Origin of the sequence: Sphingomonas sp. Root241 (genome assembly GCF_001428865.1) — a bacterium.
Classification (GTDB): Bacteria; Pseudomonadota; Alphaproteobacteria; order Sphingomonadales; family Sphingomonadaceae; genus Sphingomonas.
In genome coordinates this window covers 1,383,949-1,398,430 of sequence record NZ_LMIV01000001.1, presented here as the reverse complement: position 1 = coordinate 1,398,430, position 14,482 = coordinate 1,383,949, and the positions used below count along the sequence as shown (strand labels likewise).

Annotated in this window: 12 protein-coding genes and 1 tRNA gene; 7 read left to right on the top strand and 6 right to left on the bottom strand. The window is 65.4% G+C overall.

Features of this window, described 5'->3' with window-relative positions:
• Positions 1-80: 80 nt before the first annotated feature.
• The 4 genes from ASE13_RS06465 to ASE13_RS06450 all read right to left on the bottom strand — a co-directional run bounded on the left by ASE13_RS06465 (position 81) and on the right by ASE13_RS06450 (position 5,652).
• Entirely contained in the window at positions 81-1,238 is a 1,158-nt protein-coding gene (locus ASE13_RS06465; RefSeq protein ID WP_235536866.1) for a serine hydrolase domain-containing protein, read from the bottom strand.
• Positions 1,238-2,476 carry an SAM-dependent methyltransferase gene (locus ASE13_RS06460; protein ID WP_056612806.1) on the bottom strand — a complete coding sequence of 413 codons (1,239 nt, stop codon included), beginning with the start codon at positions 2,474-2,476 and terminating at the stop codon, positions 1,238-1,240. Before ASE13_RS06460 ends, ASE13_RS06465 begins: the two co-directional genes overlap by 1 nt.
• Before the next feature lie 204 nt (positions 2,477-2,680).
• Entirely contained in the window at positions 2,681-3,715 is a 1,035-nt protein-coding gene (locus tag ASE13_RS06455) for a 2-oxoacid:ferredoxin oxidoreductase subunit beta (RefSeq protein WP_056612804.1), read from the bottom strand.
• Positions 3,712-5,652 carry a 2-oxoacid:acceptor oxidoreductase subunit alpha gene (locus tag ASE13_RS06450; RefSeq protein WP_056612802.1) on the bottom strand — a complete coding sequence of 647 codons (1,941 nt, stop codon included), beginning with the start codon at positions 5,650-5,652 and terminating at the stop codon, positions 3,712-3,714. Before ASE13_RS06450 ends, ASE13_RS06455 begins: the two co-directional genes overlap by 4 nt.
• Positions 5,653-5,849: 197 nt before the next feature.
• Between ASE13_RS06450 and ASE13_RS06445 the strand changes: the two genes are divergently transcribed.
• The 7 genes from ASE13_RS06445 to ASE13_RS06415 all read left to right on the top strand — a co-directional run bounded on the left by ASE13_RS06445 (position 5,850) and on the right by ASE13_RS06415 (position 12,865).
• Complete coding sequence (locus ASE13_RS06445; RefSeq protein WP_056612800.1) at positions 5,850-6,344, top strand: RNA pyrophosphohydrolase; 495 nt, start codon at positions 5,850-5,852, stop codon at positions 6,342-6,344.
• Between the two features lie 59 nt (positions 6,345-6,403).
• On the top strand, positions 6,404-7,297 hold the full coding sequence (locus ASE13_RS06440) for a YdiY family protein (protein WP_056612798.1): 894 nt from the start codon (positions 6,404-6,406) through the stop codon (positions 7,295-7,297).
• Positions 7,298-7,469: 172 nt separating this feature from the next.
• Entirely contained in the window at positions 7,470-8,678 is a 1,209-nt protein-coding gene (locus ASE13_RS06435; RefSeq protein ID WP_056612796.1) for a hydrolase, read from the top strand.
• Complete coding sequence (locus ASE13_RS06430) at positions 8,675-9,685, top strand: arginine N-succinyltransferase (protein WP_056612795.1); 1,011 nt, start codon at positions 8,675-8,677, stop codon at positions 9,683-9,685. Before ASE13_RS06435 ends, ASE13_RS06430 begins: the two co-directional genes overlap by 4 nt.
• 5 nt (positions 9,686-9,690) lie before the next feature.
• Positions 9,691-10,944: an N-succinylarginine dihydrolase gene (locus ASE13_RS06425; RefSeq protein WP_056612793.1), complete on the top strand. Its 1,254-nt coding sequence runs from the start codon at positions 9,691-9,693 to the stop codon at positions 10,942-10,944.
• A gap of 65 nt (positions 10,945-11,009) precedes the next feature.
• Positions 11,010-11,222, top strand: a complete 213-nt coding sequence (locus ASE13_RS06420) for a hypothetical protein (RefSeq protein ID WP_056614825.1) — start codon at positions 11,010-11,012, stop codon at positions 11,220-11,222.
• Between the two features lie 65 nt (positions 11,223-11,287).
• A complete protein-coding gene (locus ASE13_RS06415) occupies positions 11,288-12,865 on the top strand; it encodes a pectate lyase (protein WP_056612792.1) in 1,578 nt (525 codons plus the stop codon).
• Positions 12,866-12,947: 82 nt separating this feature from the next.
• On the opposite strand, the gene ASE13_RS06410 is transcribed toward ASE13_RS06415, so the two are convergent.
• Together ASE13_RS06410 and ASE13_RS06405 are read right to left on the bottom strand one after the other, a co-directional pair.
• Entirely contained in the window at positions 12,948-13,928 is a 981-nt protein-coding gene (locus tag ASE13_RS06410; RefSeq protein ID WP_162254672.1) for a right-handed parallel beta-helix repeat-containing protein, read from the bottom strand.
• Positions 13,929-14,347: 419 nt separating this feature from the next.
• Positions 14,348-14,424, bottom strand: a tRNA-Arg gene (locus ASE13_RS06405).
• Positions 14,425-14,482: the final 58 nt, after the last annotated feature.

Here is a 14,482-nt window from a genome sequence, read left to right as displayed (position 1 = left end):
ACGTGCGTGAGTCGCGTGAGCCTCTCCGTCGCACCCTCCCCTAGCCCCTCCCGCAAGCGGGAGGGGAACTTGAGGACAGGCTATTTGGCCGCTGCCGCCGCGAACAATTTGTCGAGGAACGCGGTCCGCGCGAGGCCATAGTCGCGGTCACTCGCCTTCTCGGCAGCCGCGGATACCGCGATCACCGTCTTGCTCTTCGGATCCACCCGGATCGTCTGGCCGAAAATGCCCTGCGCGCCGAAACGCCCTTCCGGATAGGTCCACCATTGATAGCCATAGCCGCGGCCAGGCACGCCGATATCGGCATGCGGACGCGTCGATTCGGCGAACCAATTGGCCGGGACCACGCCCTTTCCGCCTTCGAGCGCCAATTGCCCCATCCGGGCATAGTCGCGCAGCGAAACCGACAGGCAGCAGCCGCTGACCTCATGCCCCGACGGATCGATCATCCAGAAGGCGTCCTGCTCCATCCCATAAGGCCGCCAGACCTCTTCGCTGAGATAGTCGGCGAGCGGCTTCTTCGTCGCGCGCATCACCAGCACGCCGATGAGATTGGTCTCGCCGGTCTTGTAGACCCATTTGCTTCCCGGCGCGGTCTCGCGGGGCAGCTTCTTCATGTAATAGACGGTGGGGTCCTCGCCTGCCGGCACCGGTTCGAGGAACATCCGGGCGACGTCGGACTTTGCGTCGGTATAATCCTCGTTCCACTTCACCCCCGACGTCATGGTGAGCAACTGCGCGATGGTGACGCCGTCATAGCCGCTGCCGGCCAACTCCGGGATGTATTTGGTCACCGGTTCGTCGACCGACTTGATATAGCCGTCCTTGATCGCGGCGCCGACCAGGGTGGAAGTGAACGACTTGGCGACCGAGAAGCTGGTCCAGCGCCCTTCCCGGCCATAGCCCCGGGCGTAGCGTTCGAGGCGGATCTTGCCGTCCTGCAGGACGATCAGCCCCGCAATGTTCTGGCCGGCGATGAAGGCGTCGAGTTCGGCGTCGGAGAAGGGCAGCGGCTTGCCGGCGGGCAGCGCGCGGACCTTGCCGCCGGCTTTGACGACATGGCCGGGGAAGATCTTCTCCATGTGCGGGAAATTGGCGTCGCGCTTTTCCTGGCTCCAGAACAGCACTTCGGCGCCGACTTTCCGGAGGCCGCTGGTATCCTGCGGCGCGCTTTGCCCCGTTGCAGCACCCGCCATCGTCGCGAGCGCGAACGCGCCCGCCAGCTTCCAGCTCTTCATCACCCCTCCTTGACCAGCGTGACCTGGACCACGTCGATGCCGCCGCCGCGAAACCCGCCTTCGCAATATTTGAGATAATAGCGCCACAAGGCGACGAAGCGCGCATCGAATTGCGCGGGCAGCAGCCCGGCGCTCGCGGCCGCATCGAAATTCTCGCGCCAGCGCTTGAGCGTCTCGGCATAATCGAGCCCGAAGTGCGCTTCATCGCGCCAATCCATGCCGTTGGTGGCGGCAAGACGCCGGAATTCGCTTGTCCGGATCAGCAATCCGCCGGGGAAAATGTAGCGCTGGATGAAGTCGACATTGCTGGCATAACCCTCGAACAAGGCGTCGTCGAAGATGATCACCTGGAGCGCGGCCCGGCCACCAGGCTTCAATGCCCGCGCGATCGTCGCGAGATAAGCGGGCCAATATTGGCGGCCCACCGCCTCGGCCATCTCGATGCTGACCACCGCGTCGTAATAGCCGCTGACGTCACGATAATCGGTGAGCGCAAAGCTGGCGCCCTCCAGCCCAGCCGTGCGCGCCTCGGCCCAGGCCCTTTGCTCGGTCGACAGCGTGATGCCGTGCACGCGCCGCCCCGCTTTCACCGCCAGTTCGACGAACGAGCCCCAGCCGCAGCCGATCTCGAGGATCGCGTCGCCGGGCGCGGTGGCGGTGCGATCGAGCATCGCTTCGAGCTTGGCGTGCTGTGCCTGATCGAGCGTGCTGCGGGGGGTGGTGAACAGGGCGCTCGAATAGGTCATCCCAGCGTCGAGCCAGGGGCGGTAGAAATCGTTGCCCAGATCGTAATGGAACTGGATGTTCCGGCGCGATCCGCCGCGGTGATTGCGCCGCAGCCAGTGCCAGAGCCGCTTGGCGAGCCGCCACGGCCCGGTCGCTCGCGCCGGCTGCGCCAGTCCGGCACGGTTGCGGCTGAACAAGGCGAAGAGCTGCACCGGATCGGGGCTAGCCCACTCCCCCGCCGCCCACGCCTCGTACCAGCCGATCGACCCGCTCAACGCGAGCCGCAGCAGCGCGCGCCAGCTGCGCAGGTCGACGACCGCGGCGGGCCCCTCCGCCCGTCCGCCGAGCAGCCGCGCGCGGCCATTGGGGAGGAGCAATTCGAGGCTGCCCTCGGCGATCCCATGGTCGAGCCGGTCGAGCTGGCGATGGAAGACGGGCGCGAGCAATCCCAACGGTCCGCCGCCGCGTCCCGTTTCCTGTCTGCGACCCTGTCTTCGCGTCGGCGCGTTCATCACGCCCCTACATGCACGCGGCGACGGTGCGGGCAAGAGTGTTTGAGCGAAACCTGCTCCCCTCCCTGTAAGGGAGGGGCTAGGGGTGGGTGCGAGCGTTAGCGAGCCCATCGAGCTGCAGGGAATAAAGAAAAGGCCGGGCATCGAGCCCGACCTTATTCTTACCCACCCCCTTGCCCCTCCCTAAGAGGGAGGGGAAAAGGATCACAATGCGTGCGGTGCCTTGTCGACCAGCCAAGTCTGGCCCTTGGCGACAAGCTTTTGCAGGTCGGGCTTCTTGCCCTCGCTCGCTGCCTTGTTCTGCGCGATCACGGCGCTCTCGAAAGTCGGGGCGGGATCGTCGTAGAGAACGCCCAGGGCCATCGGGAACGGTCCGAACGGCATCTCGACCAGCATGTGCGCGATCGCGCGATTGGCGGTGTTGTGGACGATCACGCCCGCAGCTTCCCAATCGCCGTCGATCACGTCGACGACCTTGAGCGTCAGCCGCTCCACATCGAGCGAAAGCCCCTTGGCACCGCCCGCGAAGAGCAGCGGCTTGCCGTGCTCGCACCACATCTGGTTGAGCTGGGCGTTCGGCTTCGCCGTGAAGGGTTCGAACACGTCATCGTTATAGACGATGCAGTTCTGGAATATCTCGATGAACGCCGCGCCCTGATGCGCGTGCGCGGCTTTCAGCACCGAGGGCAGATTCTTGTGCACGTCGATCCCGCGCGCGACGAACCGCGCGCCGCTGCCTAGCGCGAAGGCACAGGGCTTGGCCGGGTGATCAACCGAGCCGAACGGCGTGGAGGGCGAACGTGTGCCTTCGCGGCTGGTCGGCGAATATTGGCCCTTGGTGAGGCCGTAGATCTCGTTGTTGAACAGCAGGATCTGGCAGTTCAGATTCCGCCTGAGCAGATGCATCGTATGGTTGCCGCCGATCGACAGCGCGTCGCCGTCGCCGGTGATGATCCACACGTCGAGATCGGGATTGGCGAGCTTGACCCCCGTCGCCACCGCCGGCGCGCGGCCGTGGATGGTGTGGAAGCCATAGGTCTCCATGTAATAGGGAAAGCGCGAAGAGCAGCCGATGCCGCTGACGAACACGGTGTTCTCGGGCGTGGCGCCGATCTCGGGCATGGTGCGCTGCACCGCCTTGAGGATCGCATAGTCGCCGCAGCCCGGGCACCAGCGGACCTCCTGGTCGGTTTCCCAGTCCTTGGGCGTGCTGGGGCGGATGGTGGTCAGTTCGTTCATGGATTCACAGCCTCCGGGCTGGGCAGCTGGGTGTCGTCGGGGCCGAGCTCCTCGGGGCGGTCGCTGCCGAGGTGGCGGACGATCGCGGCTTCGATCTCGGCGATGGTGAAGGGCTGGCCCGACACCTTGTTGAGCGGCACGGCGTTGACGAGATACTGGTCGCGCAGCACGGTCTTGAGCTGGCCGGTGTTCATTTCCGGCACGAGGATGTGCTCGTAACTCTTCAGCAGATCGCCAAGATTCTTCGGCATCGGCCAGATATGGCGGAGATGGACATGGCTGACGTCGAGTCCCTTGGCGCGGGCGCGGCGGACCGCGGTGGCGATCGGGCCATAGGTCGAGCCCCAGCCGACCACGACGAGCTTGCCGCCCGCCTGCCCCTGCTCGACGATCTGATCGGGGATGTCGATGCCGAGCACCTTGTCGCGGCGGATGTCGGTCATCGCCTGGTGGTTGCCCGGCGAATAATCGATGTTGCCGGTGCCCAGCGCCTTCTCGATCCCGCCGATGCGGTGGAGCAGGCCCGGCGTGCCCGGCTTTACCCAAGGGCGCTTGAGCTTCTCGTCGCGCGCATAGGGCAGGAACTTCTCGCCCTCGGCCGGCAGCTCGGTGTGGAAGGTCACCGGGAACGGCGCGTAGCCGCTCATGTCGGGCACTTTCCACGGCTCGGCGGCATTGGCGATATAGCCGTCGGTGAGCAGCATTACGGGAGTCATGTACTGGGTGGCGATGCGCACCGCCTCGATCGCGACGTCGAAGCAATCGGCGGCCGAGCGCGCGGCGAGCACCGGCATCGGCGAGTCGCCATTGCGGCCATAGACCGCCTGGTAGAGATCCGACTGCTCGGTCTTGGTGGGAAGCCCGGTCGAGGGCCCGCCGCGCTGTGAATTGACGATCACCAAAGGCAGCTCGGTCATGATCGCGAGGCCCATCGCCTCGCCCTTGAGCGCGATGCCGGGCCCCGAGGATGACGTCACGCCGAGCGAGCCGGCATAGCTGGCCCCCAGTGCCGAGGCGATCGCGGCGATCTCGTCCTCGGCCTGGAAGGTGGTGACGCCATATTCCTTGAAGCGCGCGAGATGGTGGAGGATCGCCGAGGCGGGCGTGATCGGATAGCCGCCGAAGAACATCGGCAGCTCGGCGAGTTGCGCGCCCGCGACGAGGCCGAGTGAGATCGCCTCGGCACCGGTGATCGTGCGGTACAGCCCGGGCTCGGACGGCGCCGCCGCGACATGGCGCTGCGAAATGCCCATCGCGCCCAGCTCGGCGGTCTCGCCATAGGCATGGCCCGCGTTCAATGCGGCGATATTGGCCTCGGCCAGCTCGGGTGCCTTGGCGAACTTGGCCTTGAGCCAGTCGATGATCGGCTGGCGGTCGCGGTCGAACATCCAGAGCGCCAGCCCCAATGTCCACATGTTCTTGCAGCGCAGCGCCTCCTTGTTGCCCAGCCCGAACGGCTTCACGGCATCGAGGGTCAGCTGCGAGATGTCGAGCTTGAGCAATTGCCATTTGCCGAGACTGTCATCCTCGAGCGGATTGGCGGCATATTTGGCCTTGTCGAGGTTGCGCTGGCCGAATTCGCCTTCGTCCGCGATGATCAGCCCGCCGGGCTTGAGCGCGTCGACATTGGTCTTCAGCGCCGCCGGGTTCATCGCGATCAGCACGTCGGGCTGGTCGCCGGCGGTGTCGATTTCGGTCGAGCCGAAATTGATCTGGAAGGCCGAGACGCCGAACAACGTGCCCTGCGGCGCACGGATCTCGGCGGGAAAGTCGGGGAACGTGGCGAGATCGTTGCCCGCCAGCGCGGTGGCCAGCGTGAACTGGCCTCCGGTCAGCTGCATGCCGTCGCCGGAATCGCCGGCAAAGCGGACGACGATCGCTTCGGGTGCGGGATTGGCCGACGCCTCGGGCGTCAGCTGGTGGGCAGCGGTGGCCATGGCCGGTCTTTATTCCTGCGGTTTGTCTATCGTTGCGAGTGCTCTACGCCTCACACGCGCTACTCCCAAGGTAGAAAATGCCGCGAGGGCTGCAACGGTTGCTTTGCGCTGTCGTCCCGAGGCGGGAATCGGACCCCTCGCCCGGCACCCACCGCAACCCTCTCCCTTGCAGGGAGGGGAATGTGTATGGGGTCGCCATGACCGATATCGCCTCCCTTCCCTATCGTCCCTGCGCCGGCGTGATGCTGGTCAATCGCGACGGCCGCGTGTTCGTCGGGCAGCGGCTCGATTCGGTGATCGAGGCTTGGCAGATGCCCCAGGGCGGGATCGATCCGGGCGAGGATCCGCTCGAAGCTGCCTGGCGCGAGCTCTGGGAAGAAACCGGCGTCGCGCGCGAGCATGCCGAACTGGTCGCGACTGCGCCGGAGGAACTCATCTACGATCTGCCCGAGGATCTGGTCGCCAAGGTCTGGAAGGGCAAATGGCGCGGCCAGCGCCAGCGCTGGTTCCTGTTCCGCTTCACCGGCGAGGACCGCCACGTCAACATCGCCACTGCCGAACCCGAGTTCCGCGCCTGGCGCTGGGCCGAGCCCGCCGAACTGCCCGACATCATCGTCCCTTTCAAACGAGAGCTTTATCGCCAGCTCCTCGACATTTTTGCGGAACAGCTCGAAACGGTTCGTCGGGCGTAACGATCGGTCCGTCGCGTGCTGCCCTTTTGATGCCCTATTAATCTGACTAGGGGACGCGAATGCGCGCCCTGCTCCTTGCCCTGCCGCTGCTGCTGGCCAACACCGCAGCCGAAGATCCCGTGATTCCGCCGACGATCAAATCGATGCTCGATGCCGCGATGCAATCGGGTAGCGAGGGCGACGTCGCGGTGATCGTCAAATATGCCAGGAACGCCGATCCGGCCAGCGCCGACCTCGTGGTCAAGACCGCGACCGACTGGCGCAACGAGCGCCTCGCTCAGGCCAACCGGAAAATTCGCGAGGCCGATTTCTTCGACCTGGTGAAGGGCCGCGCCGAGCTGGGCGGCTATATGAGCACCGGCAATACCGAGAATATCGGGCTCACCGCCGCGATCGAAGTGAAGCGCGAGGCGCTCGAATGGCGGCACAAATTGCGGCTCCAGGCCGATTACCAGGAGAGCCTCGGCCTCGTCACGCGCGAGCGTTATCTGGCGGCCTACGAGCCCAACTGGAAGTTCGACGATCGCGCCTACATGTACGGCGCCGCGCAATATGAGAGCGATCGCTTCTCGGGCTTCTACGATCGCATCTCGGTATCGACCGGCGCGGGCTATAGCGCGATCAAGTCGCCGGCGGTCAAGCTCGACCTCGAACTCGGGCCGGCATACCGCCTCACGCGCTTCATCGACGACAAGACCGAGAGCAACCTCGCGGCGCGCGGCAGCATGGATTTTGGCCTGAAGCTGTCGCCGAGCATCTCGGTGACGCAGAATGCCTCGGCCTATCTGCAGGACGCCAACAGCACGGTATCGAGCCGCTCGGCGCTGCTGGCGAAGCTGTTCGGGCCGTTTTCGGCGCAGTTTTCGTACACGCTGCAATATGAAAGCACGCCGCCGATCGGACGCCAGACCACCGACACCACCAGCCGCGCGGCACTCGTCGTAGATTTTTGAGACCCACAACCGTCGTCCCGGCGAACGCCGGGATCTCTTGCGGCTCCTTCCCTGCGCCTTTGCCTGAGATCCCGGCTTTCGCCGGGATGACGAGTTATCCATGCCCGGCCTGCATAAGGCTCCAACGTTCGCCCGGGATGACGGCAATAATATTTCGCGCTACGAGCCGGGGATGAGCGGGCTTTCCAGCATCGAGCAGGCGGCGGTCGAGCATGTGGCGCAGGCGCCGATGCTCGCGCGGACCGAAGCCTGGACGGCGATCAACAGCGGCACGCGCAACCTGGCCGGGCTGGCGACGATCGCCGAAGCGCTCGCCGACAATTTCTCGGCGCTTCCCGGCCATCTCGCCTTGGTCGATCCCGCACCGGCGGAGAGCGTGACGTCGGACGGTCGGGTCGAGTCGATCGGGCATGGCCGCCACCTCCATCTGGCGGTGCGCCCTGATGCGCCGGTCCAGATGCTGCTGACCGGACACATGGACACGGTGTTCGGCGCCGATCATCCCTTCCAGACCGGTCGCTGGCTCGACGACGGCCGCTTCAATGCGCCCGGTGCCGCGGACATGAAGGGTGGGCTGGCGCTGATGCTGGCAGCGCTCGAAGCCGTCGAGGCGAGCCCGGTAGCTGCGCAGCTCGGCTATGAAGTGCTGATCAATTCGGACGAAGAGACCGGCTCCTTCTCCTCGCGTGCGCTGATCGAGGGCGCGGCGCGCGGCAAGGTCGCGGCTTTGACCTACGAGCCCGCCCTTCCCGACGGCACGCTCGCGGGAGCGCGCGGCGGCACCGGCAATTTCTCGCTCGTCGTCCATGGCCGCAGCGCGCATGCCGGGCGCAATCCCGAGGAGGGCCGCAACGCGCTGGTCGCCGCGGCGGCGCTGGCGGTGCGGCTGGCCGAAACCAAGACCGCCGGGCTCGCGGTCAATCCGGCGCGGATCGACGGCGGCGGGCCCAACAACGTCGTCCCCGATCTCGCGATCCTGCGGGTCAATTTCCGCCCGCGCGACGAATGGAGCATCGCCATCGCCAAGGCCGCGCTCGAGAAAGCGGCGAGTGACGTCATGGCGTCGCACGACGTCCGGGTCGAGGTCCATGGCAGCTTCAATCGCCCGCCCAAGCCGATCGATCCGGGCGCCGAACGCCTGTTCGGCCTGGTTCGCGACGCGGGTTCCGATCTCGGCATTCCCGTCGCGTGGAAGGACACCGGCGGCGTCTGCGACGGCAACAACATCGCCGCCTGCGGCGTCCCCGTAGTCGACACGATGGGCGCACGCGGGGGTTCTATTCATTCAGCGGAGGAATTTCTGATCCCCGAAAGTCTGCCCGAACGCGCCGCATTGTCGGCCGTCACCATCCTGCGCATCGCCAATGGAGCGTTCGCATGACCTTCCGCATCCGCGCCGCGCGCGACGAAGATCTCCAGCCGCTCTACGAGATGGCCAAATTGACCGGCGGCGGCTTTACCAATTTGCCGCCCGAAAAGGACGCGCTCCGCGCCAAGCTGGTCCGCAGCCACGCCGCCTTTGCGCGTGACGAGGACGGGCTGTTCGACGACCTCTTCGTGCTGGTGCTCGAAAATGTCGACACCGGGGAGGTTCGCGGCACCTGCCAGATCTTCACCCATGTCGGCCAGCACTGGCCCTTCTACAGCTATCGCATGGGCACGGTGACCAAGCACAGCCAGGAGCTCAACCGGACTTTTCGCGCCGAAATCCTGAGCTTGGTCAACGATCTTGAGGGTTCGAGCGAAGTCGGCGGGCTGTTCCTGCATCCTGGCGAGCGCGCCGGCGGGCTCGGCATGCTGCTCGCGCGCAGCCGCTATCTGTTCATCGCCCGGCACCGCGCGCGCTTCGCCGAGCGGGTGCTGGCCGAATTGCGCGGCGTGATCGACGAGGCAGGCGGCTCGCCCTTCTGGGACGGCGTCGCCGGGCGCTTCTTCGGGATGAACTTCCAACAGGCCGACGAATTCAACGCCACCCATGGCAACCAGTTCATCGCCGACCTGATGCCCAAGCATCCCATTTACACCGCGATGCTCCAGGAGAGCGCGCGTTCGGTGATCGGCCTGCCCCATCCCTCGGGCCGTGCGGCGATGCGGATGCTCGAAAGCGAGGGCTTCGCCTTCGAGAACTATATCGACATCTTCGACGGCGGCCCGACCATGACCGCGCGTACCGACCTTGTCCGCACGGTACGCGAGGCGAAGGTGGCGCGGGTGACCGGCGTCGGACCGGGCGGCGAACCCGCAATGCTCGCCTCGGGCCGGCTGGCCAGTTTTCAGGCCTGCTATGGCAAGGTGACGTCATCGGACGAGGGCGTGGCGATCGATCCCGCCGCCGCGTCTGTGCTCGGCGTCTCGGCCGGCGACGAAGTGCTCCATGTCGCGCGGTGAGATCGATGCTGGTTGAGATCAATTTCGACGGGATCATCGGCCCGAGCCACAATTATGCCGGTCTCAGCCCGGGCAACCTTGCCGCGACGCGAAACCGCGGCCTGACCGCGCATCCCCGCGCGGCGGCGCTGCAGGGCATCGCCAAGATGCGGGCGAACCTGCGGCTGGGCCTCGCCCAGGGCGTCCTACTCCCCCACGCCCGCCCCGATCGCCGCTGGCTGGCCAGCCTCGCCACCGACTATTCCGCCACCGCCCCGCATCTGCAGGCGCAGGCGATGTCCGCCTCGGCGATGTGGGCAGCCAATGCCGCGACCGTTTCGCCAGCTCCCGACACTGCCGACGGCCGCTGCCACCTGACCGTCGCCAATCTCGTGACCATGCCGCATCGCAGCCACGAATGGCCCGGTACGCTGGCGCAGCTCCGCCTCGCCTTCGCCGACACCGCCTTCGCGGTCCACGCGCCCGTTCCCGCCCCGTTCGGTGACGAGGGCGCGGCCAATCACATGCGTCTCGCTGCCGCCCATGATGCGCCCGGCATCGAGGTCTTCGTCTATGGGATCGGCGGCGGCCCCTTCCCGGCCCGCCAGCACCCCGATGCCAGCTACGCAGTCGCGCGCGGCCACAGGCTCGATCCGGCCCGCACGCTCTTCGTCCAGCAATCGGAGGAAGCGATCGCCGCCGGCGCGTTCCACAACGATGTCGTCGCGGTCGCCAACGGCCGCGTGCTGTTCGCGCACGAGCACGCCTTTGCCGACAAGGAGCGCTTCTACGCCGATCTCCGCGCCACACTACCCGAGGTCGAGATCGTCGAAGTGCCTGCCGACCAGGTCAGCCTCGGCGATGCCATCGCCTCCTATCTGTTCAATGCCCAGCTGGTCACCCTACCCTCGGGTGAGACCGCGCTGATCGTCCCCGAGGAAGCGCGCGAGACGCCGAGCGTCCGGGCGTGGCTCGAGGCGCACGTCGCGGGCAACGGGCCGATCCGCCATGTCGAGGTGGTCGATGTCCGCCAGTCGATGGCCAATGGCGGCGGCCCGGCCTGTCTGCGGCTCCGCGTCGTCGCCGATCCCGCCACGATCGACTCGCGCTTCCTCGTCGACGAGGCGCGGCTGGATCTGATCGCATCGGTGGTCGAGGCGCACTGGCCCGAGGCGATCGATGCGGATGCGATCGGCGATCCGGCACTGGTGACGCGCATCGAGTCCGCTCGCCGCGCGCTGCTGGAAACACTCGGAACTGTCGAATTAATTGACAGGTAACCATCTTCGTTAACGCGCGAATGGCGGATTTCCGAGCTTGGCCCGGCGCTTGCTTCATGTTCGGCATGTTCGATCGCGTCCGCCGCCTCTTCACGATCAAGACCAAGTTCGAGGCCTATCTCGTGATCTACGGGCTCGGCACCGGCGCAGTGGAGCGCGGCATGCACTATCTCGATCGCTTCCCCGGTCTCGGCGGCAAGATGCTGTTCGTGCTCTGCCCGCTTGCGGTGTTCATGGCCGGCGCCAAGATCCTTGATACCTTCGATATTCCCCAATAGCTGCTACCGGTGTCATTCGGCCTTTGCTAAACCGTCTCCAACGATAGAAATGTGGAGTCGGATGAATGCGGGCACTGCTGCTGAAGGCATTGGGATGGGCACTTGCGGCGAGCCTCGCCGTCCCCGCCGCCGCGGCTCCGGACAAGCGCCAGATCGAGGATACCATGAAGCGGGCCACGCGCTTCATGGTCGAGAAGGTCGCCACCAATGGCGGCTATGTCTGGTCCTATCTCCCCGACATGTCGCGCCGCTGGGGCGAGATGGAGGCGTTCCCGACGATGATCTGGGTCCAGCCCCCGGGCACCGCGACGATGGGCCATCTCTATCTCGACGCCTACCACGCCACCGGCGATGCTTATTATTACGCGGCGGCGGAGAAGGCCGCCAATGCGCTGATCGCGATCCAGCAGGAGAGCGGCGGCTGGCATTATTTCGGCGATTTCGGCGGTGAGGCCTCAACCCGGCGCTGGTATGACACGATCGGCAAGAACGCGTGGCGGCTCGAGGAATTCCAGCATTATTGGGGCAATGCCACCTTCGACGATGCCGGCACCTCGGAGTCGATGCAGTTCCTGCTGCGCCTCTATGTCGAGAAGCATGATCCGAAATATCTGCCCGCGCTCAAGAAGGCGCTGAACTTCGTGCTCGACAGCCAATATCCGATCGGCGGCTGGCCGCAGCGCTTCCCGCTCAAGAACGAGTTCAGCCACCACGGCAAGCCCGATTACACCAGCTTCATCACCTTCAACGACGATGTCGCCGGCGAGAATATCCAGTTCCTGCTCTACGCGTACCAAGCGCTGGGCGGCGATGCGCGGGTGCGTGACGCCATCATCCGCGCGATGAACATCACTCTGGTGACCCAGCAGGCGAAGCCGCAGGCCGGTTGGGGGCTGCAATATACGCTCGACCTGAAGCCCGTCGGCGCGCGCACCTATGAGCCGACCGCATTGGTCACCCACACCACCGCCGCGAACATCAAGCAGCTGCTCCGCTTCTATCGGCTGACCGGCGACAAGAAGTTCCTCGCGCGCATCCCCGAGGCGATCGACTGGCTCGAGTCCGTCAAGCTGCCTGCCGACCAGGTGAAGAACGGCCGCGCCTATCCCACCTTCATCGAGATCGACACCAATCGCCCGCTCTACGTCCACCGCCGCGGCTCGAACGTGGTCAATGGCGAATATTATGCCGATTACGACCCCGCCAATACCATCACGCATTACAGCTCGACGCGCGCGATCGACGTGCCCGGCCTGCGCCGCGAATATGACAAGCTGATCGCCTCGGATCCGGCGACGATCGCCAGTGCCTCGCCGCTGCGCGCGCCGCAGCCGCTGCCGCGCTATTTCCTCGTCGAGGAGACTGCGACGTCGGACCTCAACACCGCCAGCGGCAAGCGTTCGCCCGATGCATTGGTCAAGTCGCTCAACGCGGCGGGCTGGTGGCCGACCGAGCTCAAGGCGACGAGCAATCCCTATGCCGGCGACGGCGCCACCACCCCGGCCTCGGGCGATTTCAGCCGCACCAAGGTCGGCGACGCGACTGACACCTCGCCATACGAGACCGATCACCCTGTGGTGGGAATTTCGACCGGCACCTATATCGAGAACATGAAAGTGCTGATCGCCGCCCTGGGGCAATAAACCGGGGCGCCGACCGCGCCGATCCCGGACAAGGAAACGGGCCCGAACAGGGCCCGCTCCATTTGTTGTCAAGATTGCCCGATCAGGACGGCGGAAGCGTCAGGTTGAACGCGCCGTTGGCCGAATTGCCCACGACCCGATTATTGCCGAACGTCGCGATCACGCCACCCACCGGGCTGATGCCGGTGCCGTTGCCGATGATGCTGGTGTCAGAGACGCGGATGACGGCGTTCTGACCAGTAGTCTGCAAGCCAGCGCTGCTCGCATTGCTGACGACCGAGTCATTGATCAGGATAGCGGCACCCGCAGCACCGACCGGCGTATTGACCGAGACGGCACGTGTGCCGCCGCTGATCCGGACGTCCTCGAGCGTGACCGCGACGCCCGATCCGCTGTTGCCCGTCGTGTCCACGCGCACGCCATCGCCCAGATTGTTGACGATCTGCACATTGTTGAACGTGGCACGCACGGTGCCCCCGGCGCCGGTGGGCTGGATCAGGACCCCGCCACCGGTGGCGCCGGTGCCGTTGTTCGTTATTACGGTATTGCTGACGGAAACCGTGGCCGCGGTGCTCGGCTCGACCTTGATACCAAAGCCGTTCGGAGACCCGGACCGGAAGCCGAGGATGATGCAATCCTCGACGAGGAGCGAGGACCCGTTGAGAAAGCGTATGCCGTTCACACCGGGGCTGACAGGTGTGCCGCCGTTAATCGACAGCCCGCGCAGGACGACATCGATACCGGCGCCATTCACCAGGAAGCCGGTAGTCGAGGACGAGAGAGCGCTGCCAAACGTCCCGGTGCAGTCGATGGTTATCGACTTGGTTATGTTGAGCGTGCCATAGCCCGCAGGATCCAGACAATTGATCTCGCCCCCGGCGGCAGTCTTCGAAATGGCTCCCGCGAAGGTCTTGCACGGCGCAGTGCGGCTACATGGATTGACGTCGTCGCCGACGCCGGAAACCCAGGTGCGCGTTGCCTGAGCGGCGGCCGGGGCCGCAAACAGAAGCGAGCCTGCCAAAAGGCCGGCGACCGCAGAAATCCGCATAGATGTTGAGTTCATAACTTTCTCCCCTGTGGCGTTTGCGCACATTTCCATCGCACCGACGGTTCCCGAACGAGCAAGCCGCTCCGGAGCACGTGATACGCTAAAGTTGACTGGGGCTATTCTATCTGAAACGGGCCCCGGTGCGCCCACCGCCTAGGTACAGGCCACGAATCGGCTCTCGGCGGTCACCGAAAGATTGCGCCAGCATTCGTGACTTGGCAACCATGCAGTCTGAAACATTTAGACTATGTTGGGACCGTGGGCAGCTTCAACGCCTGAACACTGGCCGCTATCCTGCTGGTTTAATTCCCAAGCCGCCGGAATTTAAGCATCCTGCTCGTCCCGACTTCTTTCCCTGCGGAAAGCCGCTGCAGCGGCTTTCGAACGCTCGAAATCGCTCGCCCGTCGGGGCGGGTGTTTCGACAGTAGGGAAGTGGCGCGCCCGGAACGATTCGAACGTCCGACCCTCAGATTCGTAGTCTGATGCTCTATCCAGCTGAGCTACGGGCGCGCATTGGAGCGGCGTCCTTAGAAGCCGAATCTCCTGAGCGCAACCCCGTTGCGTGCGG

What these genes read in the sequence shown, in the direction of transcription:
- ASE13_RS06445 (WP_056612800.1), top strand. Translation starts at nt 5,850, where the DNA reads ATGACCGATATCGCCTCCCTTCCCTATCGTCCCTGCGCCGGCGTGATG.
- ASE13_RS06430 (WP_056612795.1), top strand. Translation starts at nt 8,675, where the DNA reads ATGACCTTCCGCATCCGCGCCGCGCGCGACGAAGATCTCCAGCCGCTC.
- ASE13_RS06465 (WP_235536866.1), bottom strand. Translation starts at nt 1,238, where the DNA reads ATGAAGAGCTGGAAGCTGGCGGGCGCGTTCGCGCTCGCGACGATGGCG.
- ASE13_RS06415 (WP_056612792.1), top strand. Translation starts at nt 11,288, where the DNA reads ATGCGGGCACTGCTGCTGAAGGCATTGGGATGGGCACTTGCGGCGAGC.
- ASE13_RS06440 (WP_056612798.1), top strand. Translation starts at nt 6,404, where the DNA reads ATGCGCGCCCTGCTCCTTGCCCTGCCGCTGCTGCTGGCCAACACCGCA.
- ASE13_RS06410 (WP_162254672.1), bottom strand. Translation starts at nt 13,928, where the DNA reads ATGAACTCAACATCTATGCGGATTTCTGCGGTCGCCGGCCTTTTGGCA.
- ASE13_RS06425 (WP_056612793.1), top strand. Translation starts at nt 9,691, where the DNA reads ATGCTGGTTGAGATCAATTTCGACGGGATCATCGGCCCGAGCCACAAT.
- ASE13_RS06460 (WP_056612806.1), bottom strand. Translation starts at nt 2,476, where the DNA reads ATGAACGCGCCGACGCGAAGACAGGGTCGCAGACAGGAAACGGGACGC.
- ASE13_RS06450 (WP_056612802.1), bottom strand. Translation starts at nt 5,652, where the DNA reads ATGGCCACCGCTGCCCACCAGCTGACGCCCGAGGCGTCGGCCAATCCC.
- ASE13_RS06420 (WP_056614825.1), top strand. Translation starts at nt 11,010, where the DNA reads ATGTTCGATCGCGTCCGCCGCCTCTTCACGATCAAGACCAAGTTCGAG.
- ASE13_RS06435 (WP_056612796.1), top strand. Translation starts at nt 7,470, where the DNA reads ATGAGCGGGCTTTCCAGCATCGAGCAGGCGGCGGTCGAGCATGTGGCG.
- ASE13_RS06455 (WP_056612804.1), bottom strand. Translation starts at nt 3,715, where the DNA reads ATGAACGAACTGACCACCATCCGCCCCAGCACGCCCAAGGACTGGGAA.